Annotated in this window: 18 protein-coding genes and 1 pseudogene; all 19 read right to left on the reverse strand. The window is 41.3% G+C overall.

Going from position 1 to position 17092, the window contains the following annotated elements:
• Positions 1-81: 81 nt before the first annotated feature.
• The 19 genes and pseudogenes from CYL31_RS04945 to CYL31_RS05035 all read right to left on the reverse strand — a co-directional run bounded on the left by CYL31_RS04945 (position 82) and on the right by CYL31_RS05035 (position 17076).
• Positions 82-1191: a pectate lyase gene (locus CYL31_RS04945; RefSeq protein WP_212917853.1), complete on the reverse strand. Its 1110-nt coding sequence runs from the start codon at positions 1189-1191 to the stop codon at positions 82-84.
• A gap of 164 nt (positions 1192-1355) precedes the next feature.
• Positions 1356-1547: an HrpT family type III secretion system protein gene (gene hrpT / locus CYL31_RS04950; protein WP_212917854.1), complete on the reverse strand. Its 192-nt coding sequence runs from the start codon at positions 1545-1547 to the stop codon at positions 1356-1358.
• Between the two features lie 10 nt (positions 1548-1557).
• Entirely contained in the window at positions 1558-3630 is a 2073-nt protein-coding gene (gene sctC, locus CYL31_RS04955) for a type III secretion system outer membrane ring subunit SctC (RefSeq protein ID WP_212917855.1), read from the reverse strand.
• A 52-nt stretch (positions 3631-3682) separates the two neighbouring features.
• Positions 3683-4126, reverse strand: coding sequence for a hypothetical protein (locus CYL31_RS04960; RefSeq protein ID WP_212917856.1), 444 nt, complete (start codon positions 4124-4126; stop codon positions 3683-3685).
• Between the two features lie 2 nt (positions 4127-4128).
• The gene (locus CYL31_RS04965) at positions 4129-4350 is read right to left on the reverse strand and encodes a serine kinase (RefSeq protein ID WP_212917857.1); all 222 of its coding nucleotides are present in this window, start codon (positions 4348-4350) and stop codon (positions 4129-4131) included.
• A 111-nt stretch (positions 4351-4461) separates the two neighbouring features.
• Positions 4462-4884 (reverse strand): type III secretion system chaperone, encoded by a 423-nt coding sequence (locus CYL31_RS04970; RefSeq protein ID WP_212917858.1) that lies wholly within the window; start codon positions 4882-4884, stop codon positions 4462-4464.
• Positions 4885-5016: 132 nt separating this feature from the next.
• Positions 5017-5544 (reverse strand): RNA polymerase sigma factor, encoded by a 528-nt coding sequence (locus CYL31_RS04975; RefSeq protein ID WP_212917859.1) that lies wholly within the window; start codon positions 5542-5544, stop codon positions 5017-5019.
• Positions 5545-5950: 406 nt separating this feature from the next.
• Positions 5951-7054 carry a type III secretion system export apparatus subunit SctU gene (gene sctU / locus CYL31_RS04980; protein WP_212917860.1) on the reverse strand — a complete coding sequence of 368 codons (1104 nt, stop codon included), beginning with the start codon at positions 7052-7054 and terminating at the stop codon, positions 5951-5953.
• A gap of 13 nt (positions 7055-7067) precedes the next feature.
• Complete coding sequence (gene sctT / locus CYL31_RS04985) at positions 7068-7862, reverse strand: type III secretion system export apparatus subunit SctT (protein ID WP_212917861.1); 795 nt, start codon at positions 7860-7862, stop codon at positions 7068-7070.
• Between the two features lie 3 nt (positions 7863-7865).
• Positions 7866-8126, reverse strand: coding sequence for a type III secretion system export apparatus subunit SctS (gene sctS / locus CYL31_RS04990; RefSeq protein WP_212917862.1), 261 nt, complete (start codon positions 8124-8126; stop codon positions 7866-7868).
• Positions 8127-8149: 23 nt separating this feature from the next.
• A complete protein-coding gene (gene sctR, locus CYL31_RS04995) occupies positions 8150-8803 on the reverse strand; it encodes a type III secretion system export apparatus subunit SctR (protein WP_212917863.1) in 654 nt (217 codons plus the stop codon).
• The gene (locus tag CYL31_RS05000; protein ID WP_212917864.1) at positions 8800-9900 is read right to left on the reverse strand and encodes a FliM/FliN family flagellar motor switch protein; all 1101 of its coding nucleotides are present in this window, start codon (positions 9898-9900) and stop codon (positions 8800-8802) included. The genes sctR and CYL31_RS05000 overlap by 4 nt, the downstream gene beginning before the upstream one ends.
• On the reverse strand, positions 9893-10411 hold the full coding sequence (locus tag CYL31_RS05005; RefSeq protein ID WP_212917865.1) for a type III secretion system HrpP C-terminal domain-containing protein: 519 nt from the start codon (positions 10409-10411) through the stop codon (positions 9893-9895). The genes CYL31_RS05000 and CYL31_RS05005 overlap by 8 nt, the downstream gene beginning before the upstream one ends.
• A complete protein-coding gene (locus CYL31_RS05010) occupies positions 10408-10881 on the reverse strand; it encodes a hypothetical protein (protein WP_212917866.1) in 474 nt (157 codons plus the stop codon). The genes CYL31_RS05005 and CYL31_RS05010 overlap by 4 nt, the downstream gene beginning before the upstream one ends.
• Positions 10868-12223 carry a FliI/YscN family ATPase gene (locus CYL31_RS05015; protein WP_212917867.1) on the reverse strand — a complete coding sequence of 452 codons (1356 nt, stop codon included), beginning with the start codon at positions 12221-12223 and terminating at the stop codon, positions 10868-10870. Before CYL31_RS05015 ends, CYL31_RS05010 begins: the two co-directional genes overlap by 14 nt.
• A gap of 194 nt (positions 12224-12417) precedes the next feature.
• Positions 12418-13152 (reverse strand): annotated as a pseudogene (locus tag CYL31_RS05020) (FHA domain-containing protein); the annotation flags it as partial.
• A 202-nt stretch (positions 13153-13354) separates the two neighbouring features.
• Complete coding sequence (locus CYL31_RS05025; RefSeq protein ID WP_212917869.1) at positions 13355-14509, reverse strand: GGDEF domain-containing protein; 1155 nt, start codon at positions 14507-14509, stop codon at positions 13355-13357.
• Positions 14499-16586: a type III secretion system export apparatus subunit SctV gene (gene sctV / locus CYL31_RS05030; RefSeq protein WP_212917870.1), complete on the reverse strand. Its 2088-nt coding sequence runs from the start codon at positions 16584-16586 to the stop codon at positions 14499-14501. The genes CYL31_RS05025 and sctV overlap by 11 nt, the downstream gene beginning before the upstream one ends.
• A gap of 16 nt (positions 16587-16602) precedes the next feature.
• The gene (locus CYL31_RS05035) at positions 16603-17076 is read right to left on the reverse strand and encodes a GNAT family N-acetyltransferase (protein WP_212917871.1); all 474 of its coding nucleotides are present in this window, start codon (positions 17074-17076) and stop codon (positions 16603-16605) included.
• Positions 17077-17092: the final 16 nt, after the last annotated feature.

The following is a 17092-nucleotide window of genomic DNA, read 5'->3' on the forward strand; positions in this document are numbered from 1 at the left end:
AAACTTTATTTAAGCTAATAAGGCTCTGCTCCATAATTGGTACTGCCTATCAAGCTGTATAAAGCAGAGGTTGTAATAGTATTAGTTGAGAGAAAGAGAAGCGGAAGACGGAAGCTTGTACATTCCTTTCACGTTTTCAGTCTGTACATTGTTGGCTGTCACATTAACTGTTGAGCTGTCACTCTGTACCAGTGCGTGTTTACCATTGGTCGCTTTTACATCATTTAATTGAATATCCCAGTCGCCTTGTTGCCCACCATTAGTGCGAACCAGTTTGCCAAAGTTATCCGCCTGAACATTGTTCAGTATCAATGTGCCTGAATCATTTAGTTGGAATATTTTGTCATCAGCATTTTTAGCGCTGCTATTGGATATCTCGACTCGTCCACCTTTTTTCATGGTCATGGCATCTTCACCAACATCGGTCCAGTGAACATTGTCCAATTTGGCGTCACCGTAGGTATGAATGCCATCAGCTTCATTGTCGCCAAGCACTACATTTTTTAATGATGCTCCGTCTTCTAAAATGAAAAGAGGTTTTTGGTCTTCAGATTGACCGCCATCACCCAATTTACTGCTTGCCGTAAAGGTTTTTCCTGCTCCGTCAAATGTTTCACCAGCTTTTACGACAATTGGCTCATCAATCACCACGGCATCAGAGGATGCGGTAGGAAACATGGTGCTATTAACGGATGAATTAGAGGTGGTTGTGGTGCTTTTTTCTGTCATAGGATTACTGCTGGATGTATTCGATGGTGCTGTCTGAGTTGCTGTTTTAGGGGAGTCCGGTGTACCAAATGTCTCTGGATTAGTATCCATTAACTTACCTACTTCGCGATTCAGTGGTTTAGCGGCTTCGGAAAGCTGAGCACCATCTTGTGCCGCTGGCTGTAACATATTTTTAAGTAGGTTATTGGCAAGGTCGCCCATTATGCTATTAGCGCTATCAGGTTTTCCTAAGGACGAATTGAGTTGATCATTGTCTGCATTGCCTTGCTGGCCTTTTTGCATTAAAGCAGAGAGCAGTACTGTGAGCAGCTTTAAAAGAGGGTTGTCTTGCATCTCAGAGGACATCTGCTTATCACCACCTAAGCCTTGGTTCATACCCTCTGGTTTATCAGAAATGTTAGAAGAGTTAGCATTTTGTTGCCAATTGCTTGGCGGGGTTAAACGCATTTCTAAACTTAGCATGGTTTATACCTCGATATCCGTGATCAAGTTAGATTGAGTTGCTAGAGCGAGTCGTAGCAATTTGTGTTTGGTATCGATTGAGTGGTGTTTATTGAGAAGTGGTTCCCACAATGTGGGGAATAAATGAGCACTGTGCTTCTATTGTCTTGGTATGTTAAGAGTCTTCACTGGTTAAGCGTATAGCGAGTAATGTTTTCCCCTTGTTTTAATCCATCACGCATGTCTGCGCTCCACCAAATGACTAAATCAGCTTCGGTAGAAAGGGGACGTTTACAGCTTTCTGAGTTGCAGGGTTTGGTTTGGTTATTGGCGCAGCCAGTCAAAACAAGGGTCAATATGAGTATTATGTGTTTCATTATAAGAAGCCTAATTGTTTTCGTTTGAAGTGGTTTGAGCCAGTAAAGAGGATCTTGTTGTAGCGGAATTAGTAGGTAGGTGTACCGCGAGTATCACTTCAATGGACTCTCCCGGCTTAAGCATGGCGTTAGGCTGAACAGCTACTGCTATCGTATCCCGCTGTGCGCAATTGGCTTCATCGAAGCGCACTGATTCTAAGCCTTGATTTTCAATGGTGCCGACTACGATGTTGAATTTCTTTCCTTTATACCATTGTCGATTTTGCTTGTTGATTTGTAGTGGCCCTTCCTCTCGGCAATAATTGTCTAATGAAAAGGGGATATCTGTCTGCGGCTCAAAGCCTTCCGGAACATATAAATTAACGAGGTCGGCAAAAGCATCACTTACTTCTGTGCGAGTAATCTTATTATGCTCTCTGGCCAGCTTTTTCTCTTGACTCTTTATCGCTGAAGCCAATGCTTCACGGTTTTCTGACGACACATATTTGAGAGGGTCAACTTCATTGCCGACTAGTCTAGGAGTGATAATGAATAAGCGTTCACGTTTTGACTGATTATTGCTGGAATAACTGAATAATTTACCAAGTCCTGGAATGTCTCCTAATAGTGGTATTTTATTGTATTGTTGAGTATTTCTTTCAACTCGAAACCCTCCAATGACTAATGAACGTTGTGCTTGTACCACAGCTTGAGTGCTGATGCTGCCACGATTAACTGAAGGTGTATTTTGGTCTTGTTGGGACTCAATACCGCCATCTTCAATATCAAGTGAAAGCTGAATTAGGCTGTTAGCTTGGTCTTTTATTAGGCGAGGAACCACTTGTAAGCTAGTGCCTGCCGTAATAGGAGTAACGTTGGCTACCCGTTCGCCAATGGAGCTAATATAAGACGTGTTATTAAAGTCTATGACAGCAGGTTGATTTTCAATGGTTAGAATAGATGGATTGGCGACGAGTGAGGCATCTCCATCACTTTCCATCGCACGGATTCTCGCAAAAAAATGGCCAAAATCTTGAATTAATACGGTGGCTGATGAACCACTGGGAAGAAATGGATCTGTGCCTGACGTATTGAAGGACACTTCAGTGCTGCCTGACCCTCCTTGCCAGTTAATACCAAGTTCTTGTAGCTTATTTTTATCAATATCTAGGATGATTGCATCGATTTCAATGACACTACGAGGTAAATCGAGTTGATCTATTAGCTTTTGGTACATGTCATGTTTTTCATAATCGTCCATTATTAATATGGCATTGTTACGAATATCGGCACTGATTTTGGAGTTCTTTTTTTTCTTGTCTGATAGTCTTGATGCAATTTGTTCTTGTGATGTGCTTCTATCTAACATTTTGCTCTGTGCTCGTTGACGAGCGAGGTCTTGTAATGAATCCAGTGCCTGCATGCTACTTCCTAGAGTCATATCTAAGGTATTCATAGCCATTGGCGTGCTGCTCTTTTCGTCAAATAGGCTTTGTAACATGCTGGCTACGCCTGGTATTTCGATATCTTTTTCTCGATATTGAATTGTTCGGTTATCCGCTAGTGCGTATTTAAGTGGAAATACCATGACTTCATACTTATCATCACCTTTCTTTTTTTTCTTGGTCAGTGAGCGTATAAAATCAACGTATTTTCTTGGCCCAGAAATGATGACTGTACCTTCATCCGGTAATTCCCCCCAGCCAAAACGTTCTTCTAATAAGCCAACTTGTAGCAGGGCTTCTTTTAAATCAGAAATGGCGTCTTTAGATACATCTAAGCTGACAGATCGCTGGTCATTGAGAGGGCTAATATAAAGAGTACCGTTGTAAACAAACCAAAGAAATTGATGTTCCATGCCTAGGCGGTTCAGGAAGTCAACGGCTGAGTTAGCTCGGATCTTACCTTCGACAACGCCTTTTACACGATCAAGATTTAGGCTTACACCAAATGTTTTAGCAAAGGTATTAAGAGCATCTTCTAGAGACGTATTGTCTGCATCATAAGCATAAGCATTTTTCTTCCATAGCTCCGGCACAGCACTTTGAACTTGGGTGTTCCAGAGACCAATTAGTAATATAAAAACGAATGAAATTTTGCGCATATGCTTCTCTTAATATGGCCTTGTATCAAAATGTATAAATATAATAAGGCGTTTAAAAAGGGCTGGGACTTTTAGATAATCGAGTTGCAAACTTAAGCATATCGTTTGGCGCCGAGGTCGTTTTGTTCGGCTTAAAATTGTTTAACATTTCATTCCAAACCGCAGCCTGATTCGCCAGTATTTCAATGATTGCCATTAGCTTCTCGCTATTTGTATCTGAAGCTTTTGATAAAGGCTGCCAAACTTCAAGCCAATACATCCCGTCAGAGCCTAAGATCGGTTTTCCTGGAAATTGGTTTGCCCCTATTTGTGTTAGTCGTGATAGTAGATCGGGGGCAACTTTGTTGTTTTCTGCGTCAATACTGATCAAACAATTTATGCCTTGATTTACTTTAATTAGCTCGCATTGATGTTGTTCGATTGCAAAACTAATACGTGCTTTTGAGCCTACTAGAAAGTGACATAGGCTATTTTTTAGTTCAGCAGTTGAAAACATGGCTAACGAATTTCATTGATTATGGTTTTAGCTAGGTTATGTTTAACCTGTACTTCTTGGTTTACTGCCCAACTTGCAGTGGCATTTTGTCGCATAGCGGAGTTAAAAGCATAGACATCTTCAAGGGAGGCATTGTCTAAATTTGTGATTAGATTATCCATGTTTTTTAGAGTACGGTTAAATTGTAGGTCTAATTGAGAGCGTGTCGAATTAATGGAAGACATAGTCACCTCGCATTATATTAATTAGAAGTTTTTGTACGTAATATAGGTGGATTTTAATAAAAATAAGTTCCATTTTTATTTTAAATGGATTTAGGTGGTAGTTTTAGTTTTTCAATGTTTTTGCATGGGGATTAGTAAGCTTGTTACAAATAGTCGAACATCTTTTGCCTTTTCCATGAAACCTACGAGAGTATTGGAAAAATATTTTTCATCGGTTTTTTTGATGTCTAAGATGTGACATAAACAAATTTGATCTTCTTCATCAATCGCCAACCAGCAACCCTGCATAGCACTGACCTCAAAGTTTAATAATAATAATTTTTGTAATGATTGTACGGAAATATCTGCAGTAATCTTTATTATCGTACAGTGCAAAATTATATTTTCACTGTGCTCTGGAACTTCAATTATTGCTTGTTCTTGGTTGTTTAAATCGTATATAGCGCAGACGCCATTCTCTAAAGAGAGAGGAGTGTTGATTTTTCCCCCAAAATTTTTAATTAGCTGTTCAGCTTTTAACTGTGTCTCAGTCATCTTTATTCCTTATGATTTTATATATGTATTGGTTTCAGTCTTTTTACTTAAGTGACTAATACTCTTCCTTGGTTCCTAATAAGAGCAGTAATAAAATAGATTACTACCGCTCTTGTTTTTTACATGATGATTTCAGATCAAACATTTTTTTAGAACTTGTCGAGCTCTTGAAAGTCTGGAGCGAATAGTGCCAATTGGTACTCCAATATTATCTGCAGCTTCCTGATAGCTGTATTCATTATCTACAATCATGTTGAGAATATGCTGTGTTTCCTGAGGTAAGCTAGCCATTGCCGCTAGTGTTTTTTCTAAAGTATATTCATATTCAATTAAAATAGCTGGATCTGTTTCAATATCTGATTGTAGTTCAGATATTAATAATTCTGTGATTTCTTCTGTGTGTGGTTGCTTGTAGTGACGTTTGAAATAATTTTTTGTTAAATTTGAGGCAATACCAAACAACCATGTTTCAGGTTTTGATTCACCATTAAACTTATCTTTACAACGAATAGCTTCTAAATAAGTTAATTGTAGAACTTCTTCGACATCCTCATTTTTCCATATTTTTTTACTAATGAATTTTTTTAGTCTACTGTTTTGGTTTTTAAATAAGTTTTCAATATTTATTTTTTCTTTATTAGTTGAGTGGACGAAAGTCATTTTTAGTTCCCTTAATTTTTTCTTTTGAGGTGTTAAAGGTTAACAGAAAAAAACATTTTATTAATAGGGGGCTGTGCTTATTTTTATAGCAATAATAAATTGGCCTGATAGTCTTTGTTAAAATCATTTAAAAACAATGGCTTAGGTGTTTTATTTTTTGCGTTTAATTTTTCGTTTTCATGTGTTTTTATTTTAATGTAAATAAATGATTACATGCGATGTAATCATTTGTTTTGTTTGTTTGTGGCTTTGATTTGTTTTTTATTCTTATCTTTTTTATGGCTTTATATGGTTGTTCGTTTTTGTTTTTTTTCGATTAGTAAAGTTGTCGTGATCGATTGATCGATTGATCGATTTAGTTGGAGTATTTAAGATTGTTTTTTTGGGGGGTAAGAGAAGCAGGCTTTTATAAAGACTCTAGGTCTGGTATAGGTAGCAGACCATCTTGCATAGCATCTTTGTCAAAATCTTTAATAACTTGGTATATTTTTGCGACATAGCGTAGAGTTTTACGAGGAATATAGCTCCCTACATCTTCTTTATGTAGCGTACGAGCAAGCCATACAAAACGTATGATTGGGATGTTGTTCTTCTTTGCTTGAGAAATTAAATCTAATGCATCGTTATCCATTCCTTTGCAAATGATTTTAGGTAAGGGGGTAATTTCTGGGCGGTAGTATAAGGCGACAGCAAAGTGAGTGGGGTTGACGATTAAAGCGTCTGCTTCTCCCAAGTTTTGAGGTTGTTGTTTTTGTGGCGTCGGGATGTCTTCATTTGCTAAACGTTGGGCTTCAGAGCGTCGATGGCCCTTTGTGTGTGGGTCTCCTTCGGAGTTTTTGTACTCTTGTTTTATATCGTCTTTACTCATTCGAAGGCTTTTCAAATGGAAGTATTTTTGCATACCGAAATCTATGCTGGCCAAGACCAGCAATGCCATTAGGCAGGTTCGCTCTATTTTTATGAATATTTGCACTATACCATGCCATGCAGTATTGATATCGGTGAGTGGTATTTTTATCAATGTTTGAAGAGAGGGGGTGATGAGAAGGTAGAGAATAAACCCTAAAGCAATCGCTTTAGCTAGGCTATTGAAGAGTTCAAACAGCTTTTTACCTGAAAACATGTTTTTTAGTTGGCTCATGGGATTGAGTTTATTAAAATCCAGTTTTAATGCTTCTGGAGCAAATAGAAAACCAAATTGAATCCAAGCTCCTGCAAGCCTCATTATAACGGCAATTCCTATCGCCATAATAATGAGTGATCCAGCAATAGTACTGCATTGAACGAGTACTTTTTGTATGGCGTATGAGAAGGGTTGATTTAGTAAGTATAGAGGCGTTGACACCATAGAGGTGAGGCTAGCCATGCTATTGTCTACCATTGCTAGTATGACTTCAAAAAGGGCTGCGGCGATCATGAGCTTATGGACATCTTGGCTTTGCCCAACCTGCCCTTTTTTTCTGGAGTCCTGTTCTTTCTTTGGGGTCGCTTTCTCCGTTTTTTCGCTCATGAGATAGGCCTAATTAATCAACGGTTAATAGTTGTTTTAGGATGTGATCAAATTGAAGCCATTCTTGATTCCGTTCTGCGGCTAAATAAAACAGCGTTGGTATATATAGGATTAAAAAGCCCAGACCGACTAGGCATTTTAATGGCATCGACAGCACAAAAACTTGTAGTTGTGGGCTGTATAGACTGAGTAGCGCCATGCCAAATTCAATAAATAGCAGAAGTGCTACAAGAGGAAGAGCGTATAGGACCAAATCAACAAATGCTTGTTTTAATAGGCTCAGATAGACCTCCATTCCATCTGGTGACGGGCTTGGAAACCAATCAGTAGGTGGCCAGATAACATAACTGTCCCAGATGATTTGCAATAGAAATGGAAACATGCCCGTTGTAACGATTAATACAATTAATGTTTGCTTAAAAAGGAAACCAAGTGGTGTGAAGTCTGCACCTAAAGAAGGGTTAAGTTGTCCACCCATTAAGGCGCCTCGTTGGTTATCAAATAAAGCCCCAATAGACTCAAACAACCAAAAAGGAATGGCCAGCAGGGTTCCTAATAACATGCCTAGTACGGCTTCTTTGAAGTACAGTAAAAAAAGTGTGAGCCAAGAGTGGTCGCTAGGTAATGCTTCATGAATGCCAGGAGAAACCATAAGCGCCATAATCACAACAATCGCGTAGCGCAGCATGCCTTTTAATTCGTGGAAGGAGAAGATTGGAACCAGTAATAAGCATGGGTACAAACGTGCCATCGCTAATGCAATAGATAATAACCAGTCTGTTAAAGGTTCTATTCCTTGGAAAACCATGTCTTACGCTCTTGTTAATGCAATCAGATTGAACATTTGTCCGGTGAATTGAATTAACTCCACACCAAGCCAACGCCCCGTTAATGCTAGGGTCACTGAGACGGCAACCAGTTTTATGGCGAATGGTAATGTTTGATCCTGCACTTGTAGTAGAGCCTGTAATAACGAGACGATCACGCCGACAAGCAAGGCAACCAAAAGAGGTGGAGCAGACAACATGACAACCAATACCATTCCTTGCTTAAAAAGTGTTAATACGTCCATGATACTTGCCTCAGATTTAATGCTTAGATATAGGTGTAAAAGAGTCCGTCCAGTAGTCGGCTCCAACCATCGACGAGTACAAATAGTAAAATCTTTAGTGGTAGAGAAATGGTCATTGGCGATACCATTTGCATTCCTAATGCTAGAAGTAAATTAGAGACAATTAGGTCAATCACGATAAAGGGGATGTAAATTAGAAAGCCTATTTTCAGTCCAGCTTGTAGCTCTGAAAGCATAAAGGAGGGGATCACAATCATAAGGTCATCTTTGGTAACCTTTTCTGCCATTTCCTTGGGCCAAATTTGTGCTGTTGTATCCATTAAATGGGACTGGATATCAGGGGCAACATTTCGAGACATAAAGGCTTGTAGTGGCCCAATAAGGTGGTTAACGCTGGTTTGCATTGCGTCCAATGACGAAAAGTCAGGTGGCGTCTCTTTTACCTTGATACTGATGTCTTTGAAGACCGGCGCCATTACAAAAAACGTTGCAGCTAGAGCGATACCATAAATGGCCATATTTGGCGGTACTTGTTGAACCCCCATGGCATTACGGGTAATTAAAAGCACCATGGATATTTTTAAGAAAGCGGTGCAGACAATAAGCATGATAGGAAGCAATGATAACCCTCCTAAAAAGAGGGCGAATAGCATCGGATCGACTTGGCCAAGATTCATGTGTTAGCTCCCTCGGAACGAGGTACTTGATTCAGTAGAATTTGGGTAAGTTGCACACCTAAGCGGCCATCAACTTCAACTAGTTCACCATGGGCAACCGCGATATTGCCCTTGTAAAGCGTTGCGTGTCCGGGCATCTCACCAATAGCAGTGAGAGTGCTACCAACACGCAATTGGCTTAGCTCGTGTAGACTGAGAGACACTTCTCCAGCACACAGAGATAGAGCGATTTGTGTCTCTGGTATTATTCTAGCTGGGTTGTTATGTTCCGCATTGGGGAGGATGTTCAAAGCATTATCCTCGTCAAGATGTGTTGGTGTTTCATTTGAGGTATGTTCTTCATTCTCGTTGTACATATTTAGCTCTTCTACTGCTGCTTTATGTAGTTGAGTGACCTTATAAGAGCGAAGAGTTCCATTATCGGTGAAGTCTAGTTGCAGAATTAGATTAGATAGACGTAGGCTGCCTTGGCCTTCACTAGAAAAAAAAGGCCGATCAGGGATTAATATATCGCCGATATCTAACCGTTTTAGTTGCGAATATCGAATACGAGTCGTTGCTAAGCGGACAGGAGAGGACAGTATCAGTTCAGAAATGTCTAGAAACGAATAAAACTGCCAAGGCTGACGCTCTAACATCTGTTCTAAAGTGCTAGGGGAGAGTAATAGCGAGGCTGTTCCAGTGCTTGCTTCTTCATTCCAGTTGAGCTCATAGGGTCTTACATCGTCTAATAATGGTGTGCGGCTTATTGTGAGGCGACCAAATAGAGCACGAAAGCTAGAAAATAAACACTGGTTATACAGCTCTATATACCATTCTTGTTTTTCTATTTGCGTAACGGAGGGCGTTAACACAAAGGGCACACTGGAAAAAAGATTTAAGCAATGTTCGGCTTGATTGATCTTAATGCCAATGCAGCCAATATCCGTTTGAATCTCAAGATAATCGTTAGGTGAAAAAAAAGGGGATCCATAGTCGAGCGTTAAGGTGCCTTTTTCTTTACCCTTATAAGCTAGGTTTACACCACGGCCAAGACGTTTATTGAGTGGAATATCCATTGCATTGATGGAACGACGTGTGTTTAAAAAGTTACTCATTAGTGACTTTCTCCTTTATTAAGGATAAGCCTAGAATGACATTTGCCCCTAGCTTCTCGCGTAGGCGATGGGTTGCCGTTGACTGAGTCCGACGTAAGTATTCCAATGCTTCTGGTTTGTTAAAAGCCAAATTAATATGCCATTGACTGGATGATTGGCTGGCGTTCATTTTAACTTCGCCTAAGTGAGGTAGGATTAGCGTGCAATTGAAAGAGGGTTGTTTACCGCTAAGTTCATCGGATACTTGTACTTCCAGCGAATCCAAGACCATTTCGTCATTTAAGTGAGGTGGAAGATAGATTGAATGTGGCGCTTTAGATATAGGGGCCGTGTTTTCAATCGGGCTGTTTGGTTCCAATAATGGTGGTATGAATGGATAAACAAACGAACTAAACAAGGATGAGTCTGCGATCAGTTCATCATTGCCCCTTGCTCGCGGCTTATTTTCTAGTGCTTGAGTGTTTCTTTCTCTGTCTGGTTGACTGGTGGCTTGGGAAGTCGCCATGTTCATAAGGCCTCCTCAATTTCGTTTTTTAAGGTCGTGAGTCTTTCAAGGTCTCGTTGTTTAACTTGAACTTGGGCTTTGGCTTGTTGCTCTATTTCTTGTTGTTTTTGAAGCGTTTGGTGTAGAGCGTTTAGCTCACGGTTAATTGTGTCTAATTTGACCAACAACTGTTTCTCTTCACCTATCCACTCGTTCAAGTTCTTTTGGTTAAGTGTTTGGCCTTGGTGTGTATCGCTTAGTTCTTGGCGGCGAGTTAAATGCTCTTGTTTTTGTGATTCAAGATGGGCTTCCATTTCTTCAATTTGTTGCTCTATTTGTTTTAGTTTTAGCTTTGCCTCTCGCCATTGTTGTTCACTCTTGAACTGGCGGTGGGCACGAATTGGCATAAGAATCGCTAAGGTATCTTTTAGCGTTTGTTGTTCAGGATTAGGAGGAGGTGATTCTTCAATCACGAATCTGGGTTTAGTCGTTAGCATGGGATACCAACTGACTTAATTGTTCAACGGTATCATTGAGCGATGATGGTGCTCGCATAGACTGCTTAAGAAATGTGTTGATAGGCCCATTTAACGAGACCGCAGAGTCGGTCAATGGGTCGTGGCCCTGTTCATATTCTCCAAGGCGAATCAGCATTTCTACTTCTTTGTAAGCGGACATGAGGTTACGCATTTTTCCAGCAGATTGGATATGAGAAGAGTCGGTTACATTGCCCATAGTTCGGCTGATGCTGCCAAGTACATCAATCGCTGGGTAATGGTTTTTCTCCGCTAGTTTTCGCGACAAAATAATATGGCCATCCAATAATGAACGTACTTCGTCTGCAACTGGGTCGCCTGCTATAACGTCGCCCTCAATTAACACTGTGTAAAGTGCTGTAATAGATCCTGCTCCTTCCATATTGCCAGCACGTTCAACTAGGCGTGGCAACATAGTGTAAACCGACGGAGGAAAGCCGCCTCTACCTGGTGGCTCGCCTGCGGCAAGGCCGATTTCTCGCTGGGCTCTCGCAAAGCGTGTGAGAGAGTCAATGAGCAATAAAACACGTTTACCGCGAGCTCGAAAACCTTCTGCAATGGCTGTGGCGGTTGAAGCGGCACGGCTACGCTCCATACTGGTTCTATCCGATGTAGAGCATATAAGAATAGAGCGGCTGCGTAGTTCATCGTCTAGTTCGTGGTCTAGAAATTCTCTAAGTTCTCGGCCCCGCTCACCAATAAGGCCAAAGACAATAACATCGCAGGGCATGTTGCGAGCTAGCTCGGCAAGTAGGGTGGTTTTACCACAGCCCGCCCCTGCAAAAACGCCAATGCGCTGACCTTCACCTATGGTAAGTAAACCGTCGATAGCGCGAATGCCTGTGGGCATCGGTGTGCTTATTCGTGGGCGTTGGGTGGGGGCCAGAGCTTCATTGATCACGGGAGTAATCGTCTCACTTTTTGCCAAGGTGAAGGCGTCTTTTGGTCCTTGTAATAGTCGTCCAAAACCATCTAATACAGAGCCAAATAACGCGTCACTACTTTCAATATGATGTGATTGATAATGAGGGGTGATAAGTGCACCTGCTTCGATTCCCTCTAGGGCGGCGAGAGCAGAGAGCAGTACTGTTTCAGCGTTAAAGCCAATGATTTCGGCTAAAATTTCTTTGCCATTTTCACCGTGAATGGTACATAGGTCACCAATTCGAGCAAAAGGTAGATGGCTTTCTAATAATATGCCATTAATCTGCAATACTTTGCCTTGGATCTTGACCGGATGAAGGTTTGAAAAATGGTGTTTTCGCTCTTCCCCCCAGTTTTGTAACCGAGATGAGGTTTGCATTACCAGTTTACCTCATAGTCCTGTTTGCCTTTGAAAATGATCTTATTCTCACTAACTGACATCAAGCGCATACCGTCTAGCTCGTCACCAACGAATAATCGTTTGCCAGTATTGGTGACAACGCTCCCCATTGATCCGGATGTGATTTGCACAATTTTAAAGGGTAGATTTACTGGTAATTCAGAGGTTTGATTTGTGATCTTGATCGACGTATAAAACTGTTTGTTAAAGCGTTTCAACATACGCGTTAATCGCTCTCGATCTGAATCGTCAATAGCGCCATTGATGACGATTTGGTTGTTGCTAGATTTGACCTGAACCAGGCTATCTAATTCTCGTGCTTGCAGCATTGTACGTAGCTGGCTGATCACTTCTGGTTCTGTTGATAGATTAGGCAGTAACTGCTCTGCAGGTTTTGTTTCTTCCTGTTTTTTAGTGGCTTGTGGTTTGTCAAAAGAGCTGGTGTTTAAAGAAGCCCAAGTGCTCGTAGCGACGATGGCTCCAGCGCTTAAAAAACCCAAAGTGAAGTTGATAAGGGATTTGGTTCTTTTGGGGCTTTTCGCTGTTTTTTTGGGGCTATTTGAAGCATCTTCGATATTTTGGGTAATCAGCTCATCTTCTTCGTATTGTTGCCACGGGGTGTTTGCGTCAACAATGCTCATCCAAATACCACTTAATGCGAAAGAGGCATTCACCGAAAGAAGGTCAATTTTATCGACTTTGTGGCCTTCGTTATCGGTAATCTTGCCTTGTTCGCTTTCTAATCCCCAGCCATTTTCTAACTGAATAAGGCGGCAATGCTTTGGTCTGATCCCTGGATCAAATAAAGCAAGATCGGCGTTGTCATCATTACCGAGATTCCATTGTTGCCCAATTAAGGGGAGAGCTGCGCCACGATGTAGACCCGTCAGAACTCGTAATTCGTACATGATAGCTTGTCCTAAAAAATTAAAACTTCTCCTAGAGTCACATCTATGACAGTTCTAAGATTCAACTATTAAGTGGCATAAGTACGGGATGAGTTCCCTAAGTGAATAGCAAGGGAGATAGAATGTGATGACTGTTGAGAGAGCACTTAAGAGTGAATAACTATTGATAGATATGCTCGGTTAAGTGCTCAGGAGGCTTTATTTAGGCGATACCGTTGCTGTAGACCACATGGTGGTCTTCTTTTTTCTTTGCTTTACGCAGAGCCTGTTCTGTGTGTGCTAGAGAAAAGCGTTGCGTATCTGGATCGTTGATCGTATGCACGCCAATGCTGATATTGATACGAACCGTTTCTCCTGCTATATCGAAGTTTATTCTATTGATATCTAAGAACACTTTTTCAGCTATGGTGGCTGCATTAGTGTCAGATATGCCTTTATGGAGAATTAAAAAGGTATCACCATCCCAGCGCCCAACAAGATCTTCTGAATCCAGTAAGGTTCGTATTCGGCTAGAGATCTGTTTTAAAATCATATCGCCAGCATCCGTTCCATAGTGGATGTTGACCTGCGCAAAATGATCCAAGCTAATTAATAACAGAGAGTGTGGATTTGTTGCAGAGGATGGTGTAGCAAATGCCTGCTGTAAAAAGAGCTCCATACCACGACGATTAGGTAGGCTGGTTAAAGAGTCCATAATGGTTTGGCTCAAGTTTTGACGACGCCAGTCAGTGATTGCTTGCTTGATCCATTTACGAGCAAGTAATAGCCCTGTTAGTCCAATGAACAAGAAATATAGCGATCCACCTAAATTCATATACCAAGCTGGTAGCGGGGTATCCCCTACAATGAACATATTAGGTGATTCTAAGGGCAGTATTTTTAGCAGATGTTGATTGCTTATTCCATCGTAATAGGCCTCCTCCTTTTGTTCCGCTAGTATTTTGCTAATGGCTTGGCTTAGACCTGTAATATTATGTAGTTGCTGTCCTGCTGCCGTGTTGAAAGGTCCGCCTTCTGAGCCGGTAAATAGCAGGTTTTCTTCTTTATTAATGATATATAGCTGGCAATTGAAATGTTGTGTGAGGCTATTTATCTGTGCTTGTAATTCATTTTTTTCTATGTGTGACAAGGTATCTAGGGCACGACCTTTAGATAGGTTATCGATAGCGTTTTTGCTTAAAGATGTAGCAATAGCTAAACTTTTTTTTACTTGCGCTTGAGCGTTATTTATTTCGCGATAAACGGAAATAGAAGTGAGTCCTATTGTAAGTAAAATGAATAGCGTCAGTATTCTAGTTTGTAAGGCCAGTTTAGTATTGGTAGTGATATGTTTGTCTAGGGATAGGTTAGGTTTCAAAAGAAATACGTCCTAATACATTAACTTGTGAAGTGCTTTGTAGCTCAGAGAATGACAATACAGGGACATGGTTAAACTCATCTTGTAGTAAATTTCGCAATACTCGACGTAGGTCTTGAGCTACCAGCATAACAGGTTTTGGCTTTGCTAGAACTGGAAACGACGAGTTTAGCTGTTGCACTAGAGTATGATTCACTTCTGGCGGTAAAGCAAAAAATGACTCTGTTTGAGTTTGGCGTAATGAGTCCCTCAACAGTTCTTCCGCCTCCGGCGTTAACAGCCATACATGCATGCCATCGACCGTGCTGTATTGATGACAAATCTGTGCTTTTAAGCTTACTCGCACATAGTCAGTTAGGGCTCCTATATCTCGTTCATATTGACCATGTTCTATGAGGGCCTCAGCAATTGGACGTATTGCTCTAAGTGGAACGCTTTCAGCGGCAAGGCGTTGTAATACAGCGGCAAACCGTGACATAGGCAGAACTCTCTGCAGCTCTTGCGCTAGTTCTGATTGTTCCATTTCTACCCAGCTAAGGATGGCCTTGGTTTCTTGTAAACCGATAAATTGTGGTCCTGTGGCAAAGAAAAGTCGTTCTAATCGTTCGATAATCAGGGTATCTGGCGTCGCCTTTGGTATGTCTTCTTGTTGACAAATAGGATGGTTGATCGAAAACCATAGCCAGCGTTCTTCTTCTCTATTGCCTGGTGCTTGCTCACCTTCTTCAAGGTGATTTTCTGGCACGAACTCTCGTTCTATGGCTATCTTATCTTTTATATAAGTGGCTCTTAAAGTGGGAACTTCATAGACACAGAAACAGAATTCATCTTCAGCTAGTTCATCATTATAAGCAATATCGAACGAAGGTAGGGTGATACCATATTGGTTAACGATACGGTTACGACACTTACGTGCATGTTGAATAAGATCGACGGTAAACGGATCGCTTTCTCCACTACGGCAAGGGTGGAATTGTAATAAATAGGCTCTGGCAGGGTTGAAGCGACGAATATCTTCAACACCATTTTGTTCTGGTGGCATGTCTGCAGAAAGCTGATTAGATTCTCGCATTTTTAGAATGCGATGTGCCTTGAATAGCTGGAAAATACCGCAGGTGAAAGACAAGCTTGCGAGCACTAAAAAAATAATCGTAGGCATGCCTGGAAGAAGTGCGAAGCCTGTCATACCAAAGGCAGCAATAATCCAGGCTTTCGGTTGACTTGTAATTTGCTCTGCCATTTCACGCCCTATATTGGCATCTAGAGCTTGGTTGTCAGGTGCCACTCGAGTGATGATCATGCCGGCAGTGAGGGATATTAGAAGTGCTGGGATTTGTGCAATGAGGCCGTCGCCGATAGTTAAGACCGAATATAGATGCATGGATTCCGAGGCTGACATGTCGTGCTGTAATGTGCCAATAGAAAAACCACCAATTAAGTTAATAAAAACGATGACAAGACCGGCGATAGCATCGCCTTTCACAAATTTCATCGCGCCATCCATGGCACCAAATAGTTGGCTTTCTTTGGCTAACTGCTCGCGACGAAAACGTGCATCATTTGCATCAATTAATCCTGCACGAAGGTCGCTATCGATGGACATTTGTTTGCCTGGCATGGCATCTAATGTGAAACGAGCGGCAACTTCAGCGACCCGTTCTGAACCTTTGGTGATCACTAAGAAATTAACGACGGTTAGAATTAAGAAAATGACGAGACCGACCGTGAGGTTTCCACCGACAACGAAGTTACCAAATGCTTCGACGATATCCCCAGCATCTTGTTCGAGTAAGATAAGTCGGGTGGTGGAGATAGATAGTGCTAAGCGAAACATGGTGGTTAGCAATAAAACGGCAGGGAAAGATGAAAATGCCAGCGGACCCGGTAGGTACATTGCTAGCGCGACTAAGAGTGAAGACAAGCTTATGTTTATGGCGATCAAAACATCCAATAGACCTGTTGGTAAAGGAATAATCATCATAAAGACAATGGCCATAACAAAGACAGCGCCAACGACTTCTGAGCGCTTCATTGCACTGATGGCGATACGATTTAGAATGTTAAAAAGTGTGTTCATAGCGTGCTCGATGACTTCAAGATAGTAAAAATTTCATTTTTATTTGGTGTTCGGTCTCGTTGTCGATTTGAAATCCGGCACGCTGATACAATGAAAACGCAGGATTGGTCTTGCAGACATTGAGAGTGATGAGCTTGCAGCCTGCATTACGTGATATTTGGATGCAGTGCTGCAGAAGTTGTTTTCCTATACCTTGATTACGGTATTCAGACAACAATTGCAGATCCCACAAGGTGGCCTCTTGATCGCTAATATGCATTCTCATGACGCCGATTGGAGAAGCATCTTTCTCAGGGGGAGTGACGATGATATTAGATGTCAGGTTCCATATTTCTTGGAAAGCATCATTGTTCCAATCAAGCCCAATCATTTTGTAGTAGCTCATCATATTGTTGCATATGAGCTCACGTGCGAAGATCAAATCATTGTCGTCTGCACGACGCATAAAAAAATTTTGGCGTTCTGTAGGCATCATTGAGGGTGTTGGCATTCGATCTCTCCGTGTC

This window comes from Marinomonas sp. A3A (assembly GCF_018336955.1).
Lineage (GTDB): Bacteria > Pseudomonadota > Gammaproteobacteria > Pseudomonadales > Marinomonadaceae > Marinomonas > Marinomonas lutimaris.

Coding starts and splice junctions, on each gene's coding strand:
- CYL31_RS04945 (WP_212917853.1), bottom strand. CDS start 1,191: ATGCTAAGTTTAGAAATGCGTTTAACCCCGCCAAGCAATTGGCAACAA.
- hrpT (WP_212917854.1), bottom strand. CDS start 1,547: ATGAAACACATAATACTCATATTGACCCTTGTTTTGACTGGCTGCGCC.
- sctC (WP_212917855.1), bottom strand. CDS start 3,630: ATGCGCAAAATTTCATTCGTTTTTATATTACTAATTGGTCTCTGGAAC.
- CYL31_RS04960 (WP_212917856.1), bottom strand. CDS start 4,126: ATGTTTTCAACTGCTGAACTAAAAAATAGCCTATGTCACTTTCTAGTA.
- CYL31_RS04965 (WP_212917857.1), bottom strand. CDS start 4,350: ATGTCTTCCATTAATTCGACACGCTCTCAATTAGACCTACAATTTAAC.
- CYL31_RS04970 (WP_212917858.1), bottom strand. CDS start 4,884: ATGACTGAGACACAGTTAAAAGCTGAACAGCTAATTAAAAATTTTGGG.
- CYL31_RS04975 (WP_212917859.1), bottom strand. CDS start 5,544: ATGACTTTCGTCCACTCAACTAATAAAGAAAAAATAAATATTGAAAAC.
- sctU (WP_212917860.1), bottom strand. CDS start 7,054: ATGAGCGAAAAAACGGAGAAAGCGACCCCAAAGAAAGAACAGGACTCC.
- sctT (WP_212917861.1), bottom strand. CDS start 7,862: ATGGTTTTCCAAGGAATAGAACCTTTAACAGACTGGTTATTATCTATT.
- sctS (WP_212917862.1), bottom strand. CDS start 8,126: ATGGACGTATTAACACTTTTTAAGCAAGGAATGGTATTGGTTGTCATG.
- sctR (WP_212917863.1), bottom strand. CDS start 8,803: ATGAATCTTGGCCAAGTCGATCCGATGCTATTCGCCCTCTTTTTAGGA.
- CYL31_RS05000 (WP_212917864.1), bottom strand. CDS start 9,900: ATGAGTAACTTTTTAAACACACGTCGTTCCATCAATGCAATGGATATT.
- CYL31_RS05005 (WP_212917865.1), bottom strand. CDS start 10,411: ATGAACATGGCGACTTCCCAAGCCACCAGTCAACCAGACAGAGAAAGA.
- CYL31_RS05010 (WP_212917866.1), bottom strand. CDS start 10,881: ATGCTAACGACTAAACCCAGATTCGTGATTGAAGAATCACCTCCTCCT.
- CYL31_RS05015 (WP_212917867.1), bottom strand. CDS start 12,223: ATGCAAACCTCATCTCGGTTACAAAACTGGGGGGAAGAGCGAAAACAC.
- sctV (WP_212917870.1), bottom strand. CDS start 16,586: ATGAACACACTTTTTAACATTCTAAATCGTATCGCCATCAGTGCAATG.
- CYL31_RS05035 (WP_212917871.1), bottom strand. CDS start 17,076: ATGCCAACACCCTCAATGATGCCTACAGAACGCCAAAATTTTTTTATG.